The 20,459-nt window shown below is 40.5% G+C and carries 18 protein-coding genes and 2 pseudogenes; 2 read left to right on the top strand and 18 right to left on the bottom strand.

Annotated features, from left to right (window positions below; all coding sequences use genetic code 11):
* Window positions 1–661: 661 nt before the first annotated feature.
* The 5 genes and pseudogenes from H5123_RS16165 to H5123_RS16150 form a co-directional block, all read right to left on the bottom strand.
* The gene (locus H5123_RS16165) at window positions 662–1,918 is read right to left on the bottom strand and encodes a Y-family DNA polymerase (RefSeq protein ID WP_182698628.1); all 1,257 of its coding nucleotides are present in this window, start codon (window positions 1,916–1,918) and stop codon (window positions 662–664) included.
* A pseudogene (locus tag H5123_RS20690) lies at window positions 1,919–2,041 on the bottom strand (S24 family peptidase); the annotation flags it as partial. It lies immediately after the preceding gene.
* An 85-nt stretch (window positions 2,042–2,126) separates the two neighbouring features.
* Window positions 2,127–2,885: an IS21-like element ISShfr5 family helper ATPase IstB gene (gene istB / locus H5123_RS16160; protein ID WP_182698627.1), complete on the bottom strand. Its 759-nt coding sequence runs from the start codon at window positions 2,883–2,885 to the stop codon at window positions 2,127–2,129.
* A 28-nt stretch (window positions 2,886–2,913) separates the two neighbouring features.
* Complete coding sequence (gene istA, locus H5123_RS16155) at window positions 2,914–4,458, bottom strand: IS21-like element ISShfr5 family transposase (RefSeq protein ID WP_182698642.1); 1,545 nt, start codon at window positions 4,456–4,458, stop codon at window positions 2,914–2,916.
* 213 nt (window positions 4,459–4,671) lie between these two features.
* Window positions 4,672–4,965 (bottom strand): annotated as a pseudogene (locus tag H5123_RS16150) (S24 family peptidase); the annotation flags it as partial.
* A gap of 186 nt (window positions 4,966–5,151) precedes the next feature.
* Between H5123_RS16150 and H5123_RS16145 the strand changes: the two are divergent.
* Window positions 5,152–5,418, top strand: a complete 267-nt coding sequence (locus H5123_RS16145) for a hypothetical protein (protein ID WP_182698625.1) — start codon at window positions 5,152–5,154, stop codon at window positions 5,416–5,418.
* Window positions 5,419–6,006: 588 nt separating this feature from the next.
* The gene (locus tag H5123_RS16140) at window positions 6,007–6,258 is read left to right on the top strand and encodes a hypothetical protein (RefSeq protein ID WP_182698624.1); all 252 of its coding nucleotides are present in this window, start codon (window positions 6,007–6,009) and stop codon (window positions 6,256–6,258) included.
* Between the two features lie 111 nt (window positions 6,259–6,369).
* On the opposite strand, the gene H5123_RS16135 is transcribed toward H5123_RS16140, so the two are convergent.
* From H5123_RS16135 to H5123_RS16075, 13 genes are all read right to left on the bottom strand, one after another.
* Window positions 6,370–6,633, bottom strand: a complete 264-nt coding sequence (locus tag H5123_RS16135; RefSeq protein WP_182698646.1) for a hypothetical protein — start codon at window positions 6,631–6,633, stop codon at window positions 6,370–6,372.
* Between the two features lie 387 nt (window positions 6,634–7,020).
* The gene (locus H5123_RS16130) at window positions 7,021–7,419 is read right to left on the bottom strand and encodes a hypothetical protein (RefSeq protein WP_182698623.1); all 399 of its coding nucleotides are present in this window, start codon (window positions 7,417–7,419) and stop codon (window positions 7,021–7,023) included.
* The gene (locus H5123_RS16125; RefSeq protein ID WP_182698622.1) at window positions 7,419–9,323 is read right to left on the bottom strand and encodes a site-specific integrase; all 1,905 of its coding nucleotides are present in this window, start codon (window positions 9,321–9,323) and stop codon (window positions 7,419–7,421) included. Before H5123_RS16125 ends, H5123_RS16130 begins: the two co-directional genes overlap by 1 nt.
* 3 nt (window positions 9,324–9,326) lie before the next feature.
* Window positions 9,327–11,072 carry a hypothetical protein gene (locus H5123_RS16120; protein ID WP_182698621.1) on the bottom strand — a complete coding sequence of 582 codons (1,746 nt, stop codon included), beginning with the start codon at window positions 11,070–11,072 and terminating at the stop codon, window positions 9,327–9,329.
* Window positions 11,069–12,274, bottom strand: coding sequence for a site-specific integrase (locus H5123_RS16115; RefSeq protein ID WP_182698620.1), 1,206 nt, complete (start codon window positions 12,272–12,274; stop codon window positions 11,069–11,071). The genes H5123_RS16120 and H5123_RS16115 overlap by 4 nt, the downstream gene beginning before the upstream one ends.
* Before the next feature lie 199 nt (window positions 12,275–12,473).
* Window positions 12,474–13,244: an ABC transporter permease gene (locus H5123_RS16110; RefSeq protein ID WP_124017379.1), complete on the bottom strand. Its 771-nt coding sequence runs from the start codon at window positions 13,242–13,244 to the stop codon at window positions 12,474–12,476.
* Window positions 13,244–14,179 (bottom strand): ABC transporter ATP-binding protein, encoded by a 936-nt coding sequence (locus H5123_RS16105; protein ID WP_124017378.1) that lies wholly within the window; start codon window positions 14,177–14,179, stop codon window positions 13,244–13,246. Before H5123_RS16105 ends, H5123_RS16110 begins: the two co-directional genes overlap by 1 nt.
* A 67-nt stretch (window positions 14,180–14,246) precedes the next feature.
* On the bottom strand, window positions 14,247–14,777 hold the full coding sequence (hpt, locus tag H5123_RS16100) for a hypoxanthine phosphoribosyltransferase (protein WP_124017377.1): 531 nt from the start codon (window positions 14,775–14,777) through the stop codon (window positions 14,247–14,249).
* Between the two features lie 7 nt (window positions 14,778–14,784).
* Window positions 14,785–15,444: a flavin prenyltransferase UbiX gene (locus tag H5123_RS16095; RefSeq protein WP_124017376.1), complete on the bottom strand. Its 660-nt coding sequence runs from the start codon at window positions 15,442–15,444 to the stop codon at window positions 14,785–14,787.
* A gap of 26 nt (window positions 15,445–15,470) precedes the next feature.
* Window positions 15,471–16,910, bottom strand: coding sequence for a UDP-N-acetylmuramate:L-alanyl-gamma-D-glutamyl-meso-diaminopimelate ligase (mpl, locus tag H5123_RS16090; RefSeq protein ID WP_182698619.1), 1,440 nt, complete (start codon window positions 16,908–16,910; stop codon window positions 15,471–15,473).
* A gap of 97 nt (window positions 16,911–17,007) precedes the next feature.
* A complete protein-coding gene (locus tag H5123_RS16085; protein WP_124017374.1) occupies window positions 17,008–17,310 on the bottom strand; it encodes an AzlD domain-containing protein in 303 nt (100 codons plus the stop codon).
* Entirely contained in the window at window positions 17,307–18,146 is an 840-nt protein-coding gene (locus H5123_RS16080) for an AzlC family ABC transporter permease (RefSeq protein WP_273058286.1), read from the bottom strand. Before H5123_RS16080 ends, H5123_RS16085 begins: the two co-directional genes overlap by 4 nt.
* Window positions 18,147–19,207: 1,061 nt before the next feature.
* On the bottom strand, window positions 19,208–20,167 hold the full coding sequence (locus H5123_RS16075) for a LysR family transcriptional regulator (protein ID WP_124017373.1): 960 nt from the start codon (window positions 20,165–20,167) through the stop codon (window positions 19,208–19,210).
* Window positions 20,168–20,459 lie beyond the last annotated feature (292 nt).

The following is a 20,459-nucleotide window of genomic DNA, read 5'->3' as shown; positions in this document are numbered from 1 at the left end:
AGTGACAACCACCCGCAAAAACACTATATATTGTGCTCTCAGGTTTGTTTTATACCAAGATAATGAGGTTCACGGTGATTTGCAAGGGGGGGATGTTCACTATTTGTGGATTAGTCAGTTAAATTTCCATCTAACCTTTAGTAACCCCAGTAAATACGTGGGATTGCAACAGGTGTTCAATAATTAATCAATTGATCGTAAATATCTGATCGCCAAATTAAGCAGCACATGTGACAACCAATTGATCTGCATCCGCAGATTATGCACATTCATTGCTGAAGTTAGATGAATACATGACTGTTTACGCCTAACTTTGTGAATTGCTACTAACTTCGTAGCATTACTAAAATTTGGTCGACTTAGGCTAGATAGGCTGTTTGGGCTAATCGAGCTGAAAATCGTTATGGGGCAGAAATGTGTTGGTCCTGAACCCGTTTCCTCACCAAAAGTGCCAAAAAATATCAAACTATATTATAAAATATCAAACACTATTAAGAATTATCAAACTTTAATATAAACGCACAATACGGTCATCCAATAAACACTTTTTCCTCATCAAATTTTGCTTCACGAGAAACTGTTACATATAACACTTTTAGTTGTTATCCATTTGAGTGGGCCTGGTATCAAGAATGATATTCAGCGTTCCGAAATATCATTTTCAGCACTTTATATGAGGTACACAAGCCCAATTAGTGGTGTATTGAGGTGTTAGTAAGTCACGTCGCATAGCCCATTTATGTTCTATACCTTGTGCAGCTAAAAAGACAGTATCACTGCCATAGCGATGGTTGATACTATCAAGTGTGTTCATTAACGCTGGATTCGCTCTTTGAGGATTAAATAAGTCGAGCTGATTATAGGTTTCACTAACGAGCTCGATGAGCCCGATACCAATCTTATAATATCGTGTTCCTTCACGAAAAAGCTGGGAAGCGGCACCACTCATCCCTTGAGTTAACTCTACACTACAATTAGTTAAGCAAGGAAAATGGACTATCGCTTTGTAGCTGACTGGATGTTCATCATGTGGTGAGCTACTAGCAAAAATCATCATGGTTTTACAGGTTGAGCCTTGTTTGCGGGCTTTAGCGGCTGCAATGCCGACATGTTTGCTTAACGCCTGCAATAGCAATTCAGAGTCTGTTATACGCTCTCCAACGCTCCTGGTAGAGAAAATCTGTTTTTTATCTGCTCTTGCTTCATCCCACGCTTTACACGCTTGTCCGTTGAGCTCACGAACCGTACGCTCGATTTCAATACTGAACAACTTTCTCGCCAACATAGGTGGCATACAAGCCAAGTGATAAGCTGTGTGGATATTCATTAACTCAAGCTTTTTACTTATTCGACGTCCAATTCCCCAAACATCACCTGCACTTAGCTGCTTTAAGATTGAAATACGTTCTTGTTCATTACTCATGAAGCAGACGCCTTGGTAATCCCTAATTTTCTTCGCTGCGTGATTAGCAATTTTAGCCAACGTGAGAGTTTCAGCTATCCCCACACAAACCGCTAATTTCGCTTCTTTCCATACTGCACGACGGATTAACTGACCTTGGGTCTGTAAACACTTAATCGCGGGGTAAGTGTTCTTAAAAGAAAGGAAACTTTCATCAATAGAATAAATATGTTGTTCTGGAGCAAAACGGCCAATGATATTCATCATTTTACTAGAAAGGTCAGCATAGAGTTCATAGTTAGAAGAACAAACAATAACACCGCGCCTAGTGCATAACTCTTTGACTTGAAAATAAGGTAAAAACTTCTGAATACCGGCTTCTTTAGCTTGCCTATTAGCGGCAACAATACAACCGTCATTATTACTCAGAACAATAACTGGCTTACCGCGCCAATCTGGACGAAAAACTTGTTCGGCACTGCAATAGAAGCTATTAGCATCAACAAGGGCAAACATTTACTTTGCACACAATAGCGGACTTTGACGATGGCATCGAATAGAGCGAGTAACCACGCCTTCAATACTAAAATCATCATATTCATGAATAATGACTGGCTGATATTGCTGATTGGATGAGAGTGCGTAATACCATGATGCCGATCGGTCAATACCATTCAAGCCGATCACTTTTTTGTTCGCCAGTAGACCTCCGTAAAATCTAGCTTCAGTGATCGGCTTCAGTCAAGGTATTTAGTTTTTTTCGCATTGATTCGCCTTTTAATTCCAACTTTATTGCTCCGTGAACAAGTCGATCTAGAATCGCATCAGCATGTGTCGATTCTCCTATCATTTCATACCAATTTTCTATCGGTAATTGACTGGCAATTAATGTCGATTTTGTATCATATCTTGCATCAATTAATTCCAATAAATCACTACGTTGTTGAGCCGTTAATGGCTCTAATCCCCAATCATCTAAGATCAGTAAATTAACAGAGCTAAGCTTGTTGATCAGTTTTCGATAACTACCATCGGCTTGCGCTAAGAACATCTTTTCTAATAGCTCCTTGAGCCTAAAATAATAAACGCTACTCCCTTGTTGGCAGTGGTTTTGACCAAGAGCGCAAGCGAGGTAAGTTTTGCCACACCCCGTTGCTCCCGTAATCAAAATATTTTGGTGAAGGCGAAGCCATTCACCTTGTGCTAATGAACGGATCTGAGTTTTATCGAGTTGTCGTGCTGCGCCATAGTTGAGTTGAGCAAGCGTGCCGCCAACTCTGAACTTTGCTTGTCGAGTTAGGCGGTCAATTTTACGCTGGTCACGCTGCGTTATTTCATGCTCAAGCAATAAACTTAGCCGCTCTTCGAAGCTTTGTTCTACGTATAGATTAGGTTGTTCAAGTTGCTGTAATAGCGCATCACGTATGCCGCTTAGCTTTAAGTTACTTAACTGGTTATTGACTTGTTGATTGATATTTTTCATAAGATTTCCTTTGATTGGTTAGTTTTTATTAATGGTAATAGTTATTGCCGCGGATATTTTTATGATCAATATCTTGTAGTAAATCACCCTGAGCTTGTGGCAAGGGTTGCTTATCCAAGCCTTTTTCTAAGATGGTTTTAACTTGTTTTACGCGAGTAACACCTGTGGCTAATGCACGATGACAGGCGGCTTCAAGACGTTGGTCTGTAAACTTCTTGCCTAGGCTTAATAACCCCATACAAGCACGGTAGCTTTGCTCTGGATGCTTTTTAGCTTGCATCAATTGCATAACAAACTGCTCGGTTGATTTACCAAACTGACTTGCCCAGCGCTCAAATCGCTGCGGTGTCCATTGCTGTTGTTTTTGGTGAGCGATAGGCATATGTAGCTCAAGTGTTGTATGCGCACCTTCTCGGTATGATCTGGGGTGAACAGCGACTCGTATGCCTTGATGGTAGAGTGTCACCAATTTTCCTGAGGCATGTGCTTCAAGTTTTTGCTTGATCAAGGTATGCGGCACTGAGTAATAGTGCTTTTCAATCTCAATATGATAATCAATATGTACGCTCACTTGTTTCACTAAGGTGTAGCTGTAAGGCAGCATGGGCAATGGTTTTAACGCTGGTTTATCAATGGCTTCAAATTGACTTAATCGTGAGCCAGGATGTTTTTTCATTTGTCGCTGATTTAAATCGATGAGTAATTCTTGAATCTTTAGATTTAATTGACGCAAGCTAAAGAAGGTTTCATTACGAAGACGTGCCATGATCCAACGTTCAACAATTTGTACACCCACTTCTGCCTTGGCTTTATCCTTTGGTTTATAGGGTCTTGCAGGCACAATGACGGTATCGTAATGCGTCGCTAGTTGTTGGTAGGTTGGGTTTAAGTCAGGCTCATATCGGCAGGGTTTGGTGACGGCACTTTTAAGGTTGTCAGGAATGATCTGCTCAGGAACACCGCCAAGAAACTCAAAACAACGGGCATGACTCATCACCCAATCTTCAAGTTTCTGGCTGTAAGTCGCTTCGGCATAGGTATAATTTGATGCCCCCATGACCGCGACGAACACTTGTGCAGTACGGCATTCGCCTGTACTTCTATCAACAATACTCATGGTTGGGCCACAGTAATCCACAAACAGTTTTTCACCAGCTTTATGGTTTTGTCGCATCGAGGGTTTTTGGCATTTAAGCCATGCCTTGTACTGACGGCAGAAGTGAGTGTAACTGTAAAAACCTTCCGCGTGCCGCTCTTTGTATTCTTCCCAAAGCAGCAACAACGTCATGGTTTTAGGCCGAAGCTCTTGTTGAACTAACGACCAGTCAGGAATGGTAAAGCCTTTTAAACGAGGCTTTGTTTTGAAAAACGCTTGTTGTAGAGAGTTATCATCCCACTTCTCATCAAGCGGCCAGCAAGTAATGTCTAGCTCTGCTGATTTACAGGCATATTTAGACACGATTGAGGGTGAAACAGATAAGCTTTTTGCTATCTGACGATGACTGAGTTTACAGCCGTATTTTAGTCTTAAAATTTCTTTGAGTTTACGCATTGAAATAGGTGCCGTTGGCATGGTCATTCTCATCATCAAAAATGAAAAGAATAACGGTTAAAAACACCTACTGGTAAACAAAAAAGTACAAAAAACGAACGGTACTATTCAAGCCGATCACTCAATACTATTTTGACCGAAAAGTGATCGGCATCGATGGTATTGAGTGATCGCGATGGATGGTATTAGGTGATCGGCTTAGATGGTATTAGGTGATCGCGATGCATGAGAATATGCAGAGAGAAGAATACGACGCTTGGTATCCAAGATTTTACACACAAACTCACCATTAAAGTTCGCTACGATCACATCACCGTTTCGTGCAGTTTCAAGACGATCAACAATGATCATATCTCCATCAAAGATGCCAACATCTTGCATCGACTCCCCCTGAGCAATGCCAATAAAGGTCGAGCTTGGATGCTCTACTAACAAATCATCCAGACTAATACCTAACTGGGAGTATTCAGCAGCAGGGCTTTCAAAGCCAGTAATGCCCGCATGGGCAGGTATAGGTATAACGCGCATAACACAAAACCACTGTATTTAATTACAGTTATATTAGCAGTAAACCATCGAGGTGCAAGTCTATTTTTACAATCGAATAATGCATTGCTGTTTGACTTGTGGAGCAACAAACTTATAAAGCCTTATTTGATTATGTAACTAAATCAAGCTATCTTGATATTGTTACGCAATCAAGAGGTTCTAAGTATGTCAGATAAAAGTGAAGAGCATAAAGGGGCGCATGGTGGTGTACGTAAAGGTGCTGGCCGTAAGACTCGATATGAAAAAACAATAGTGATGAGAGTACCTGAACAATATAAAAATGCGATCAAAGCATTAATCCAGCACATAGATGAATGCGAAAAAGTTGATCATCATTATTCTCCTGTCGTTTCTAAACCAATCTTTACACGGTCGTTGCAGGGCAAGCCTCAACAAATTACTTTTACGGTGAGTTCAGTAAAATCAACTTGATATCGTTACAAAATCAAAGATATTCAGAACAGTCTATGTATCGGACCTAAGTCCCAATACTCGGTGACTAACTTATTTATTTTTGGATGCCTTCAAGACCCCATAATCATCCGTTAATAGAGATTGCTCGCCTCTGAGTGACGTGAGTAAAGTGTTAGTTTATCTAGTTTGTTCGATCAGCTCTTCAAGTTTATTTTTTGTTCCAAAGATCGCAAAAGGCAATATGAACCAAAGTATCGCTAAAACAAACAAAAAAGGGTTATCCCCCCAACGCCGCCAGTTAAAAATGTACCAATAAAGTGTCCCTTTCAGCGAGTAATAATATCGCTGCCGTTCGTATAAAAATGTCTATTTCTAGTGTCGTAGAAGAAAAAATGATCAATAAAAACCAAAAACCATCAAGCATACTACATCAATAAACCACTACAGATTCAGTCACAACATGGGTTACTTTTGCAGTATGCACTTAGCATGATTGTTTACGCCAAAAAACTTCTGTGAAACGCAATTAAATTTGTTACAAATACAGGTGTGTTTTTAATTAGAATAGACCTTATTTAAAACTATATAACCTTTAAAGGCGGATCGATGAATACAGCTCATACCGACTATCAAGAGTTAAAAAGTGCCCTCCAGTATTTTTTTACTGTTGAAGAACAAATGTATCTAATCCCTCTTTTACTGAGCTGGTCGGGAAATGCAGAGAAAGCTATGTTTTGGTTTAACCATCGAAGGATACCTGCATTTGGCGGTCAAACAGCAAAGTTTATATGTGAGAATGGTAATCAAAAACTATTCATCGAGTACATTCATTCTGCTGAATTGGGTGGATATACTTGAAGACTTGAGCCTGTAAATACTATTCTTTAAATGGCTACAAAATTTGATAAATTTTAGAAACATTCGATATTAGATCCATGTAAAACTGAAAACATGCTGTAAGTCATTGATTTATGGTTTTTGAATGTATGTTTTCAGTTTTTTCATGGATCTAATAATTGATAATATAAAATCATTAACAGACAATTGACGATATATGGAGCAGTTTTTATCTATCATTTCGCAATCATCTAAATCCTGAATTAACATTTTTATTGCGACTTTGTATTTTTCAGGAACTCTCATCACGACAGTTTTTTCGTATTTAGTTTTTCTACCGGCCCCGGTTCTAAATCCGCCATGCGTTACCTTGTATTCAACTTTTTCTTCAGACATGTAAACTCCAAGTTTGATTTTGTTACAGTATCAAGCCACCTTGAATAAGTTACAAAATCAAATTCCTTGATAATTTTAATGATGATGGATAGCTTTACATATACAACATGCTGTTAAATTAGGAAGATTGAGGCAAATATTTATGGATGGCTGTAATCTTTTGATGAGAATTGCACTTTTATTACGCTAACAAGTAATCGTCCCGACATGAGTATTCTTCAATCTCATTATTGGACAGAAATGTGTTAGTCCTTAACCGGCTTCCTCACCAAAATCGCCAAAAAATATCAAACTATATTATAAATGATCAAACACTATTAAGAATTATCAAACTTTAATATAAACGCACACAAGTTAAGCAATATAACTTGGTTCTTGTTACAGCATTCAAACTTTAATACTTCTGAATTTGTCGCTGTTACCCTTGGTCGCTGTTTTGTATCGATGCAGCTCCCACGTTAACTGAGCCACGGAGGTAGCCATAACTTTCATTTCCTCCCTGAATTGGTCATTCTCAGCCCGTAGCCGCTTGTTTGACTCGACCAAGTCGTCATGTTTCTTCTTATCAACCTGCTTCTTCTTTGTGGGCAGCCCCTTATTAACCACTTGAGGATTAGCATGAAAATGAGCTTTTTCCGCTAAAATCATATCCAGCAAGGCTGGGTGATTTTTACATGACCCGTTTGCCACGCCAGCGCGTTTCTCTACAGCGTAAGGACTGATTTTTTTGCCTTCTTTCTTCAAGGCTTCAAAGGCATTCATTAGCTTCGTTTTTACGTTCGCCATCACAATGCTCCCAGTTCAAACCGTTCAAATCCAATACTGTGATCACGCATCACCTTTTCCGCAGCACGAATATCAGACAGCTCACGAGCAAGTGTGTTCTGGTTATAGAACCCCAGCTCTTTCATTTGTTGCATCTTCATCCCAATCCTTTGATGACGATCTTGCCAACGAGTTGCTTCGGCTTGATTGATATTTAAGCTTTCACACTCACGACCAACACAAGTCGATGGTTCAAATAAGTGACCCATACCGCACTTCTCACCCGCAAAACATGTACCATAACCTGTTGATTTATTTGACCCTTTAGTTTGTTTGATAAGTTCATTAAATTTTGCTTCTGGCATTACTCTAGGATCGCCATCAAATGATTTAATATACCCTCCTGATTGTTCATCAGGGTTATCCACTATGTCCTTCAAGTAGATTATATGGTTTTCCATTTCAGCGTCTTCAATCGCTTTTTTAACGCTGGCAGGGTTCTCTATCCCTAGCAGTGTCAACACATCTGCATGACTGGCGTAAATGGCGGTCATAGACAGGTTGATATGCTTAAACTGATGCTTTAATGCAGCCAATGTTACCAAGCCATTTCCGACGACAAAATGAGCAAAAGTCCGCCTGAGTGAGTGAGTCGAAAAATGCCAATAAAACGTTCCGTCTTCTCGCGCTTTAATTGGATTGGATCGAGCTGGCACAACGGGATTTAATAAACGATAAATCTCATCCATTTCATCGGGTGCGTATGTAATATCAAGGCTTTTTGAGAAGCGCGTAAATAATTGTCCAAGGTTAGTGGTGTTTAAATCAGCATCTTTTAATTGGCTGTTGATGTTATTGCCAGAACCCCTATTTTCATCAAAACGGAAGCGTGGTGAGCAATGAATGTCGCCTTTGTTTGAGCGATATTCGTCATTTAGTACGATTAAGACTTCCAGTGCCTCTTTACAGATAGGCGCACATGCCCAAGCATCTTCTCTTGGCAACTTCTCCAACTTGCGCGTCCAAGAGCGCAAGGTACACAGCTTCAAGCCATCAAGTTCCACTTCTTTGTAAGAGGTAGCATTGATTTGCGTCAACTCACTGATACGCATCCCTGTAAATGCTGAGAGTGACATAAAACAAGCCCCCTCTATCATCTTAAATTCATCTACAGCTTGTCGCTCTGTTTGTCCGTATTTTTTTGCATAGGATTTCACATCCCTAAGGTCTGCCAACTTTTTGTGAGCCGCTGTCACATCTTTCATTAACCGCCCCATGAGATGCTCATAAATGACAGGGATGATCGTAGGATAATGACCTTTTCCTGTTGATGAGTATAGCTTGGCGATTTGGTTGAACAACTTACCCTCTGGAATGCCTAGTGAAAAGTGTGATTGCTCTGGAAAGTGCTTATTGACTTGCGTTAGTACGCTTAAACTCTTTAGTATATTTCTAAGGCTTTCTTCGCTGAGGGCTTTTGAATCATGGAGTAACTGATTAAAAACCAATTCATTGCTTAATAAAGAAAAGGAATGAATAGCAGTGCCCTTAAACACTCTCAACGGATTATTTACCTGTTTTTGTATGAGTTGGCATTGACTGAATTTGCGGAAAGTATCTCCTGCCATGCTCAACAACTCTCCTTGAGCGCCCCAAATCAGAAAATAGACACGCTGCTTTAACTCTAGGAGCAACTGGGGGTTATGTTTATCTGAATGGAAGTTGATTTGGTATTTTGATTTGATTTCTTTGGTGAGATTAAAGAACGCATTATAATCCCATTTATCCTGCCAAAAATATGAAACAGGGTTTCCGTTTTTATCCACACTGACCACCGTTTTATCATTGGGCATCACAAACTGGCCTGATGATTGTGGTAATGCGTATTGCTCAAACTTGCTCAAGTCCATACTGATACTGTGCATAACTTACCCTCTAAATATATCCATTACTGAATCTTCATCCCATAACGGGTGACACTCGCGCTCTAGCAGCTTCATGGCTGCCTTTAAATGCGCTTTCTTGAATCGTTCCTTGAGCTTATTGAGGTTGGCTTTTACTTCACCAAAATTTGTGATGAAGTGTTCTACACTTCGGTGTGCACCCAGCGCTTCATTCAGTCGCTTCTCAAAAGACAGTAATCGCCATATATCATGAGGCTCATCTACCACCCCAAAGTTCGTGCAGGAAAAACACTTTACGACAAAGCCACAACCCAACTTGGACTGCTCTTCTTTTGAAAGGAGACCTGTACGCGCTATGTTCTTTTGAAACTCCTTTTTTTCGGGCGTATCAGCCCCTTTACAGAAGCCGCCATTATTAATCTCAACAGCTTGTTGCTCAGTATCTTTAGACATCTTAAGCGCTTCCCATTCCTCATGAGAAATAACGACACCAGTTGACTCTTTAGCCTTTGCAACGGCAACAACAGCTCCGCCGTCAGGGTTCTCACCCAAATAATGTAATGCGGTCAAACCAAACGCCAATTGCTCCCTGGCTTCACCCTTTGAGACTTTGCCATAGTTTGAACTATCGTAGGTGCCAGGTGCATTACGGGTGTTTTCAGCGGCTTTCTTTCTTCCCATCTTGTGTTCAGCATACTGCTTAATGGATGACTTCAATAAATCACAGTTCAAACGGAAATCAGGATTTTTTTCGATTAAGGATTGGATGCGCGAAGAGTGCTTGACCAAATAGGTTTGAGCATAAAGCGATAGGTTAGCTTTTGATGGCGCTGCACCGTTCATTTTTCTAAACAGGTAATGATTATCCAATCCTAACGTGGCAGAGTGGGCTTTTGATAGGGCAAGGTGTGATTCGAAAAAGCTCTTACACGTCGCCCTTGGTGTGAAAGTACGAAGCTCAACTATGTAGCCACGCGTTTTAAGCCCTTCAATACTGATGCGACCTGCCCCTGATTTTTGGCACACCCATTCATCTTCCAAGAACATATTCAAGGTTTCTGTTTGACCCGTTCCTAAATAATAAATCGTCAGGAATACCCCATTGCAGACCAATCTATCAAAGGCTAGGTTTCTTTGATAATCATTTAGCGAATCATCCTGATGCCGCTTTAACAGTGCCTTGCGGTCTTCTAACAACGAAAAGCCAATGGAGCGAAGTACCTTGGGTGTGTAGTTAGCGCAATCCAATGAGGCTGATGCAGTATCAAGGTTCCGAGCCGCTTTAGGGATTTGCCCGAATCCAAATTTTTTACAAATTGAATTTAAGTTCGAACCCATCCAGCCAAGCGTCTTTGCGCTGAAGGGTTTTCCATGCACCCCTTTGCCTGTACTGGCCATTGATAGGTATGTTGCATGGATATACTGAGTACATGTTTCAGGCGAAAACTCGACTTTTGCTTTTCGCTTGCCACTTTGAGCATTGAAAGCATATTTAATAATCTTTCCAATATTACTGAAATGCGAAGTCTTGCTTGACTCTCGCCAGCCAGATTGTTGAAACTTAGATATCAATAAACGAATGTGTTCATCTGTGGCATAGGCTTTTAAGACTGCAAAGTCACACGTTGAACGACCCCCAGATCCATTTTTCCAGACATATTTCCACTTGGTAATGGTGGTCAGAGTATTATCTGTGACCATCTCAGACGTTGGTGTAGAGCGATAGCGGCGAGCATTATCCATAACGTCGGTATCGACAAAATCAGTCATGATAACGCCTCATTCTCTAGTAAATTCGTCGTTATCTCAGGGACTAGATTCTTCTCAGGGTTACCCTCGTAGTGCTTTAGATACAACATCGTAGTGTCCAGGTCTTTATGGCCCATTTCGTTTTTAAGTGTTGTTAGTGCTTCCAGCGGAGATAGGCCCGCTACTTTAGATAATGACTCAAACTTATTAGCGCCAAAGGTCGCCCTACAGTCATGCTCTTTGTGTTTAAAGTGAGGGTTACTGTTTTCTTGTATCGCGGCTCTTAACTTACTCCAGAGTGTATTAAGGCTTTGAGTGCTAAAAGCGTCTCCATCTTTATTGATAAAAGCAGGAGGACTCATATCTCCCGTATTCATAAAATAAATTTGCTTCCGTTTTTTATATCTATCACTTTGATGATATTTATTCATACCTTCCATCAACCAAATAGGCATTGAGACCTGACGGTCAGTGTCATATTTTGTTTTGCAATCATGGGCTGGGCCAATCCAAATACCTGTTAGTGTTTTTCCTTTGAACCCCTTGGGAATAGAAAAGTGCTTAGGTTTTATGTCCGTAATCTCAACAGAGCGCAGCCCTACTGAGAGCGCTACGCACACCATCAGACGAAACTCCCTAGATAACCCATTACAGTGCCAGTTCTCTCTAACATGCTGTAGATCAAGGTCATTTAAGGGTTGTAGATTGGTTTCTTTTGTTTGGCTACGGATTGAGCAATCCGTTAAGTTTTGACCATATTTAGTTACGCCCGTGACGACAAAAGGCAACTGAGATATATAACCGTGACGGAGGCAAAATATGTAAAAACGCCTCACAATAGAAAGTGCTGCCACTGCTGTACTGCGGCCCAAGTTACCTTTCTCAATACTATCGTTCAAATAAGCTCTATAAAGGAAAATGGGGTAACGCTGTAGCTGTTCTTCATGATCATTCCACTTAAGGTTATTAGCCTCCAAGTAACGATAATATCTCAAGAGATGAAAGCAAGTGGGTTTTAAGTCTTTAGTTCCCTCAACGATACGACGACTTAGGAAGTAAGCATTTGGTTCAAAGACTGGTCTGCCTGTGCTTGTAAAGAGCATCAGAAGCCCTTTGAATGACATTGGCCTATCAACACTAAAGGTACTTCCATCTACAGATACGTCTACGTCACCAATGCCAATATTATCGTTTGTTTCTACGAGGTGGTAAAAATGTTTCATCACTTACTCCAGACCACCCATATAAAATCTAAGTTTTAGTATAGGTTGCAATCTAAGTAAGTCAACATAAAATAATATCTAGTTATAATCTAATTATTACTACTTTATGCGTAAGGTGGGTGTAAAAAAGGACTCTTACGAGCCCTTTTACACTGAGATGATAACAACCGCTTTAGCTGCGGCTTACCGCCTATGAGACTTAGCTACGCAAACCAATTCCGCGCGAAATCAAATAGTAAGCTACTGCCCACAAGCTGACGCAAAAGCCAACCATGATGGCGATAGATAACGGTACACTAAGGTCGGCAAAACCTAAAAATCCGTAGCGGAATACGTTAATCATGTATACCACAGGGTTTAAACCCGATACACCTTGCCAAAAAGGTGGCAATAACGATAACGAGTAAAATACACCGCCTAAGTAGGTGAGTGGCGTAAGAATAAAGGTCGGGATAATACTGATATCGTCAAAGCTTTTGGCAAACACGGCATTAATCAAGCCACCGAGTGAGAATAACACTGAGGTTAAAAACATGGTGATAACGACCAAGCCAACATGATGTAAGGAGATATCAACAAACAACATCGCCACTGTGGTCACAATTAGGCCCACGCATAACCCACGGGCGACACCGCCACCGACATAACCGGCTATCATCACGTAATGCGGTACTGGAGCCACCATGATTTCTTCAATGTTGCGTTGAAACTTGGCGCTGTAAAACGATGAGGCCACATTAGAGTATGAGCTGGTGATCACCGACATCATGATTAAACCAGGAGCAATAAACTCCATGTAGGTCACGCCGCCCATTTCACCGATGCGGCTACCAACTAAGTTACCAAAAATTAAAAAATATAACGTCATGGTAATGGCTGGCGGCACTAGTGTTTGGATCCAAATACGGGTGAAGCGATTAATTTCTTTGGTTAAAATACTTTTAAAAGCCACAAAATACAGACTTTTCATTATTTTGACTCCTTGGCTTTCTCTACCAGCTCTACAAACAATTCTTCTAGACGGTTGGCTTTATTGCGCATCGACAAGACTTCGATATTGGCTGAAGTAAACTGAGTAAATAACTCATTAATGTTATTCGATTTGGCCACATCGACTTCTAAAGTATGTGCATCAGTTAAGCGGCAATTCATATTGGTTAACTGAGGGGCAACATCGAGATCATGACGTAAATCGAAAATAAAGGTTTCAACATCTAGCTTGCTCAATAAAGCCTTCATGGTGGTGCATTCCACCAGCAAACCGGTATCGATAATACCAATGGTGCGACACAGCATTTCGGCTTCTTCAAGGTAGTGTGTGGTTAAAATAATCGTCACACCTTGTTTGTTAATTTGCTTTAAAAACTCCCACATTGAACGACGAAGTTCAATGTCGACGCCAGCTGTTGGCTCATCTAATATTAGCAATTTAGGTTCGTGCATTAACGCACGGGCAATCATTAAACGGCGTTTCATGCCACCAGACAGTTCGCGCGCTTGAGCATGGCGTTTTTGCCATAAATCAAGTTGGGTGAGATACTTTTCAGCACGTTGTAATGCTACGGCTTTTGGCACGCCATAGTAACCCGCTTGGTTAACCACAATTTGTTGCACGGTTTCAAACTGGTTAAAATTAAATTCTTGCGGTACTAACCCGATACATAACTTGGCATGTTCGAGATCTTTATCTATATCGAAACCAAATACCGAAACCGTGCCAGCGGTTTTCTGCACCAATGAGCTGATAATGCCGATGGTGGTAGATTTACCTGCACCATTGGGGCCAAGCAAAGCAAAGAAGTCACCTTGCTTTACCGTCAAACTAATTGACTTAACGGCTTCTACACCGCCTTTATAGGTTTTTTTAAGGTTATCGATCACCAATGCATTGGCGTTATCGGCCATATTGAAATCCTCAACTTACAATGAAAAAAAACTCCCACATCGGCGGGAGTTTATAAATTATGTTTGCTTAATCCAGTGGTACAACTTTAGCGATATAAGGCAAGTTGCGGTATTGCTCTGCGTAGTCGATACCGTAACCGACAATAAACTCGTCAGGAATTGTGATACCAATAAAGTCGACGTGTACATCAACCTCGCGGCGTTCTGGCTTATCTAATAAGGTACAAAGCGCTAAACTTTTTGGTTCGCGCAGTAGTAACATCTCGCGCACTTTATTTAAGGTGTTGCCTGAGTCGATTAAGTCTTCAACAATTAACACGTCACGGCCAGAGATATCAGACTGCACGTCTTTAAGCACTTTAACGTCGCGTGAGCTAGTGGTTGAATTACCATAACTTGATACTGCCATAAAGTCGATTTCAACATGGCCTTTGATACGGCGACATAAATCGGCCATAAACACTACAGAACCTTTTAATAGGCCAACCATTAATAAGCGTTCACTGTCAGCGTAATGAGCATTAATGCGTTCAGCTAACTGGTCTAAAGTTTTATTGATTTCTTGCTCAGAAATCATCATTTCAATGGTGTGCTTCATAAATCTCTCAATTGTCGATGTCGTGTGACTGAGTACGTCCATATCCCCAGCGACTCGTTAAGTCGTGTTCAATACCCAAATGATCAAGTATTCGGGAAACCATGAAGTTTACCAGATCTTGAACCGATTTGGGATTATGATAAAAGCCAGGTGCCGCTGGCATGATGGTCGCACCATTGCGTGTAAGGCTTAACATATGCTCTAAGTGTATGGCACTAAAAGGAGTTTCACGCGGAACAAGGATTAACTGCCCACGCTCTTTTAATACTACGTCTGCTGCTCTTTCGAGCAAATTATTACTCATTCCAGTGGCGACAGCAGCTAATGTGCCGGTTGAACACGGACAAATCACCATTTGTTTTGGTGCCGCACTGCCTGATGCTGGCGGCGAAAACCATTCATCTTTACCTAACACCACTAATTCGCCTTTTAATGGCTCATCAGAATTATGCAGTTGTTCAAGTAATTGAGCCTTGGCTTTATCTGGATTTGCGCTCAGTTGTAACCCATGCTCGGTGGCTAACACCACACGTGCTGCGCTGGATACCATTAAAAAAACTTGGTAATCAGCCGCGAGCAAGCATTCAAGCAACTTAATACCATATGGTGCGCCAGATGCGCCAGTCCAGGCGAGACTAATTGCTTTGGCTTTTTTGGCATAGGCCATGTTGTACCCTCTATCGGCTAAAGCCGTTACGCTAGAGCCTTAATTATTTTCTGGTGAATACCATTGAAGCCACCATTACTCATAATGACCACGGTATCACCTTTATTGGCGGTGGTGGCTACTGTGTTAATAATGTCTTCTATATTGTTAAACACAGTCACAGGAAGTGGCGCATTAGCCATACTGGCATGAATGTCCCAACCAATATTGTCCGCTTGATATAAGTAGCCAACATCAGCCAATACCATCGAATTGGCCAGCGTATCTTTATGTACACCGCTTTTCATGGTGTTCGATCGCGGCTCTAGCACTACAATAATCTTGCCATTGGCATGATCACTGGAAGCCACTTTGGCCCTTAGCCCTTGCAAGGTGGTGGCAATAGCGGTTGGATGATGAGCAAAATCGTCATACACAGACACCCCATTGACGGTAGCCAATAATTCTAAACGACGCTTAGGTGGACTGAACTGTGTCAATGCCTCTATAGCATGGCTTGGTGCTACGCCAACATGACGTGCCGCAGCGATAGCCATAATTGCGTTTTCGATATTGTGCTGACCTATCAATGCCCAGTGTAATATCCCTTGTGACTCGCCCTTAAACAGCACTTCAAACACATGGCCGTCGTCGGCAATAGTACGCGACTGCCAGGCACTTGGTTCACCTTGGCTTGCTAAAGGACTCTCTGAATGATTAGCTATATCTGTGGCTAAGGTTGGCGATTTAGAATAAATTTCTTGTTCGCTCCAACAGCCCATATCAATCACTTGCTGTACAGCTTCAACATCGCTAGGCCAAATAACCTTACCTTCGCCCGGCACAGTGCGGATAACATGATTAAATTGACGTTGAATGGCTGCGAGATCGGCAAAAATATCGGCATGATCAAATTCAAGATTATTGATCACTAACGTGCGTGGATGGTAATGCACAAACTTAGAGCGTTTATCAAAAAAGGCACTGTCGTATTCGTCGGCTTCAACCACAAAAAACACTGAGTTACCTAAACGGGCTGACACGCCAAAGTTTTGCGGCACACCACCAATTAAAAATCCCGGCTCGTAGCCGCAGTATTCTAAAACCCACGCGAGCATGCTGGAGGTAGATGTTTTGCCGTGAGTACCCGCTACCGCCAACACCCAACGGTCTTGCAAAATATGTTCAGACAAAAACTGCGGCCCAGAAGTGTATTTAATACCACGGTTTAATACCGCTTCTACACATGGATTACCGCGACTCATGGCATTACCAATCACCACTAAATCTGGTTGATTATCGCCTTCTTTGCCTAATTGAATGGGATCAAAACCTTGGATTAGCTCAATACCTTGTTGCTCAAGCTGGGTGCTCATCGGCGGGTAAACGTTAGCATCACTGCCGGTTACTTTGTGGCCCATTGCGCGGGCTAGTAGGGCTAAACCGCCCATAAAAGTGCCACAAATACCTAATATGTGTACGTGCATATTCAACTCTAATTGGTCCGTAATATGGCGGTTATTCTAATCTATTGCGCAACAGAATGTCAGTTAACAATGATTGAAATTAATCTAGGGCCAGTTGCTAATACAAAATAAAAAACAGTCCCATACTGAGTACGGTTGTGAGTAAGGTGTTGCGGGTAACGTAAGCCAGCACTGTGGCCACCAGAGCACAAGTTAAATAGGGGTTATATACACTAATAGCAAGTTGGCCTTCGGGCACAAACACAATTGGCGCTAAGATAGCGGTTAATACCGCTGGGGCTGAATAGCTTAAAAACGTTAAGGTATTTTTACTTAAGCGAATAGGCAATTTAGGTTCTAACAACAAGTGTCGACTGATAAACACCACCGCCGCCATGGATAAAATAATCAGCCAGATCATAGCTTGTGATCCTTATTTGCGGTCACTGAAGAAGTAGATTCAGCGGTATTCGAATTAGCGATAGCAGAATCAATGTTACTCGAATCAACTCTAGCTGAAACCACAGCGTCTTCGTTAGTCAATTTGGCGTAAGTCATGCCTGCTGCCATGCCCGATATTGCCGCAATTAATAGCCCGGCTTGAATCGCAAATACTGCGCACACGACAGCTAAGGTAAGCGACACCAGGACACACACTAATATTGATGGCTTTTTTACTGTGGGGACTACGATGGCGATAAAGGTGGCAGCGATGGCAAAGTCGAGTCCGAGTTCGCCTAAGTTGTCGATAGACTGCCCTGCGACAATGCCAAGCAAAGTAGCAATATTCCAACCAAGATAAAAGGTTAAGCCGCCGCCCAAAGCATACCAGCGATCAAACTGATGTTGCGCTGGCGAGTCGCCTTTATGAGCTTGATTTGCGATAGCAAACAGTTCATCTGTGAGTAAAAAACCTAAGCCTAAACGCCATTTAAGGGGTAAAGGGCTTATATGAGTGCGCATCGCCATGGCATACAGCAAATGTCGAGAGGTGATCAGTAAGGTGGTGATCAAAATGCTGCTAATACCAATACCGGCTTTTATCATACCGAGTGCAACCAACTGGGCACTACCCGCAAAGATAATTGCAGACATCGCTTGGCTTTCAACTGGCGTTAGGCCCACTTCCAGTGCAAACGATCCGGCAAGTATCCCCCAAGGGATCACCGCAATCGTCAACGGCATAACGGCAAGCGCACCAGCTAAAAACGATTTAGTTTTGGTGGGGGTAACAGAAGTTAACTCAAGGGTGTCCACGTTATATCCTTATTGACTGATATTGTTATTCCCTCAAATACAGCTTGATAGGAAACAAGAAGATTAGCTTAACGTGAATAAGTTAGTAAAGCCCTTGAAATATGATCATGAATCTTACTAGGGTATCAGTTGATCTATACGTTTTTAGCTGTGATTAATCGCTCAATGAAATATACAAGTATGAGCGTTATTCACTGGTTCAAAACATAGTGTGTAGCATAGGTTTTAAATGCTAAATGCAGCAATACCGAACTCACTAACGCAGGCACTCATGTGCAACCACAAACTTAACCACAATCAAGCAATAAAAAACCTATATTTAAATTAAAATCAATTACTTATAAAAACAAATGACGACAAAAAAAAGATTACTAACAAATTCCCCTGATTGGTGGCAAGTAATTGATGCTTTAATACTGATTTAACCTGTTTTTAAGCGGTAATTATCACACCACTACATTAGCTCAGCCTTAAGTAACGTTTATGATAAAATGACTAATCTCATATTTTTTGCTATAAAAAACATTAAATATAGTATGTAGATTTTTATATTCATCATTTACATTTATCAAATAGTATTAATTGCGACGATATTACCCAAAAACGTTTTGCACTTCTAAGTTGCAAAAAAACATATATTTTATATTAAAATTTAGTATCGAGAAAAACAAACGCCAAATTATACATTTATGCAATTAACTAAAAGTCTCGCATGAACGACTTTTAAACAAGTAAAAAATATACACAAAAAGGAATTACATTAAATGTAATTCCGATACGTATTAAATTCGAGTATATAAATCGAAAAGTGAAAAACACATGTTGGATTAAATAACTAAGAAAGCAACCTAGGCTATCGTGAACAATGTGATTGAAAATATCATCTATTAAAAAATACCAATAACCGCCTACACCAAAGCCAATTTTTACTCAATAAGCATTAAGAAGTAAAACTATCAAGAAAACTCATACTAAGGTCTAGATACAACACCCAAGTTCACATCAAAACATATATTTATAATGCCCATATAACTAAAACAACATCTGTATAGACTTTATTGTTAAACAAGCTCACTGGTTAACTCGCGTATCTGCTGTTTTAACCAAGTAGCATCTTCATTATCTGCATTGGGATGCGTCACCAATACTAACTTTAATGGTTCTACAACGTTAAAAAGACGATTCACTTCGTATTCAGATATCTGACAAGCATGTAAACCTGACTCCTCATCTACCATGTCGTAAACGGCCTTGTAAGGTGTTAATGCCAACGACTTACAATCAGAAAGGTAATCAAATAAAGAAGATACATTTGTAATAGTCATTTCAGTTTCAAGAGGTAGATTGTTGAGTTGACAATACTCTTGAAACGGATTGATTATTGGTGCTTGGGCTCCCATAAGCGTATTGATGTATGGATACTCGGCAATACTTTCTAAAGTGATTTCTTGCTTTAAAATGCGATGATTTTTACAACTTAACAAGTACTGTGACCCCATTTCGGCAAGCACTTCAACGTGTAACTTTTGATCAAAGCAATGAATTTCCTCAGGGCTTTTACAACCACACAAGACAATACTATTAGGATCGTTAGAAACGCTTTCTAGAGCATGTTTATCCCAATTGTTCACATTGATATGAATATCTTTATGATGCTCTTTAATTGAATTCATTAATGCACGTGGGTAAGCATGAGCAATCATTCCTGGCATCACTAATTCAAAATGTCGACTATGTGGCAATGAGGTACTATTCAGCCGATTGAAATTTTTAGCACAGTCCACAATTTCTTTTGCAATAGGGTAGATCCTCCCTGCATAATCGTTCGGTACCAATCCATATTTACGTCTAATAAAAAGCTCATCACCGAATAGCAATCTTGCTGAATGTAAACAACGACTAATCTTTGATGCTGGTACATCCAGTATTCTAGACACATGAGTAGCCGATTTGTTTTCGTACAAACTTACTAATATAGAAAGTGTTAATAAGTCTAATTTATCTAAGTCAATCTTCTTCATCACAGATACTCCCTTAGAGGTATTTAACATATCATATTATCGATTTATATAATATTTCATAACTTTATTTTAAGTATTTGATGATTACTTAATCCAGATCATAAAAATCAGTTATCAAAAACAACTCATTTTACAAAAACACTTTAAAGAGGAAATAGCTTAAGTATGATTACTACCGAGGTGACGATTAAGCTTGCACAAAAATTATAAAGAAAAATGTCAAAATTAGCATTTCAACTTCTGCAATATTCAATTCAGCATTTTAAAAAACTCTATTGTAAACTTAAATATT

This window comes from Shewanella sp. SR43-4 (assembly GCF_014163845.1).
GTDB classification, from domain to species: Bacteria; Pseudomonadota; Gammaproteobacteria; order Enterobacterales; family Shewanellaceae; genus Shewanella; species Shewanella vesiculosa.
Note: the sequence above shows the minus strand (reverse complement) of the source record. Positions and strands in the feature narration are given on the sequence as shown.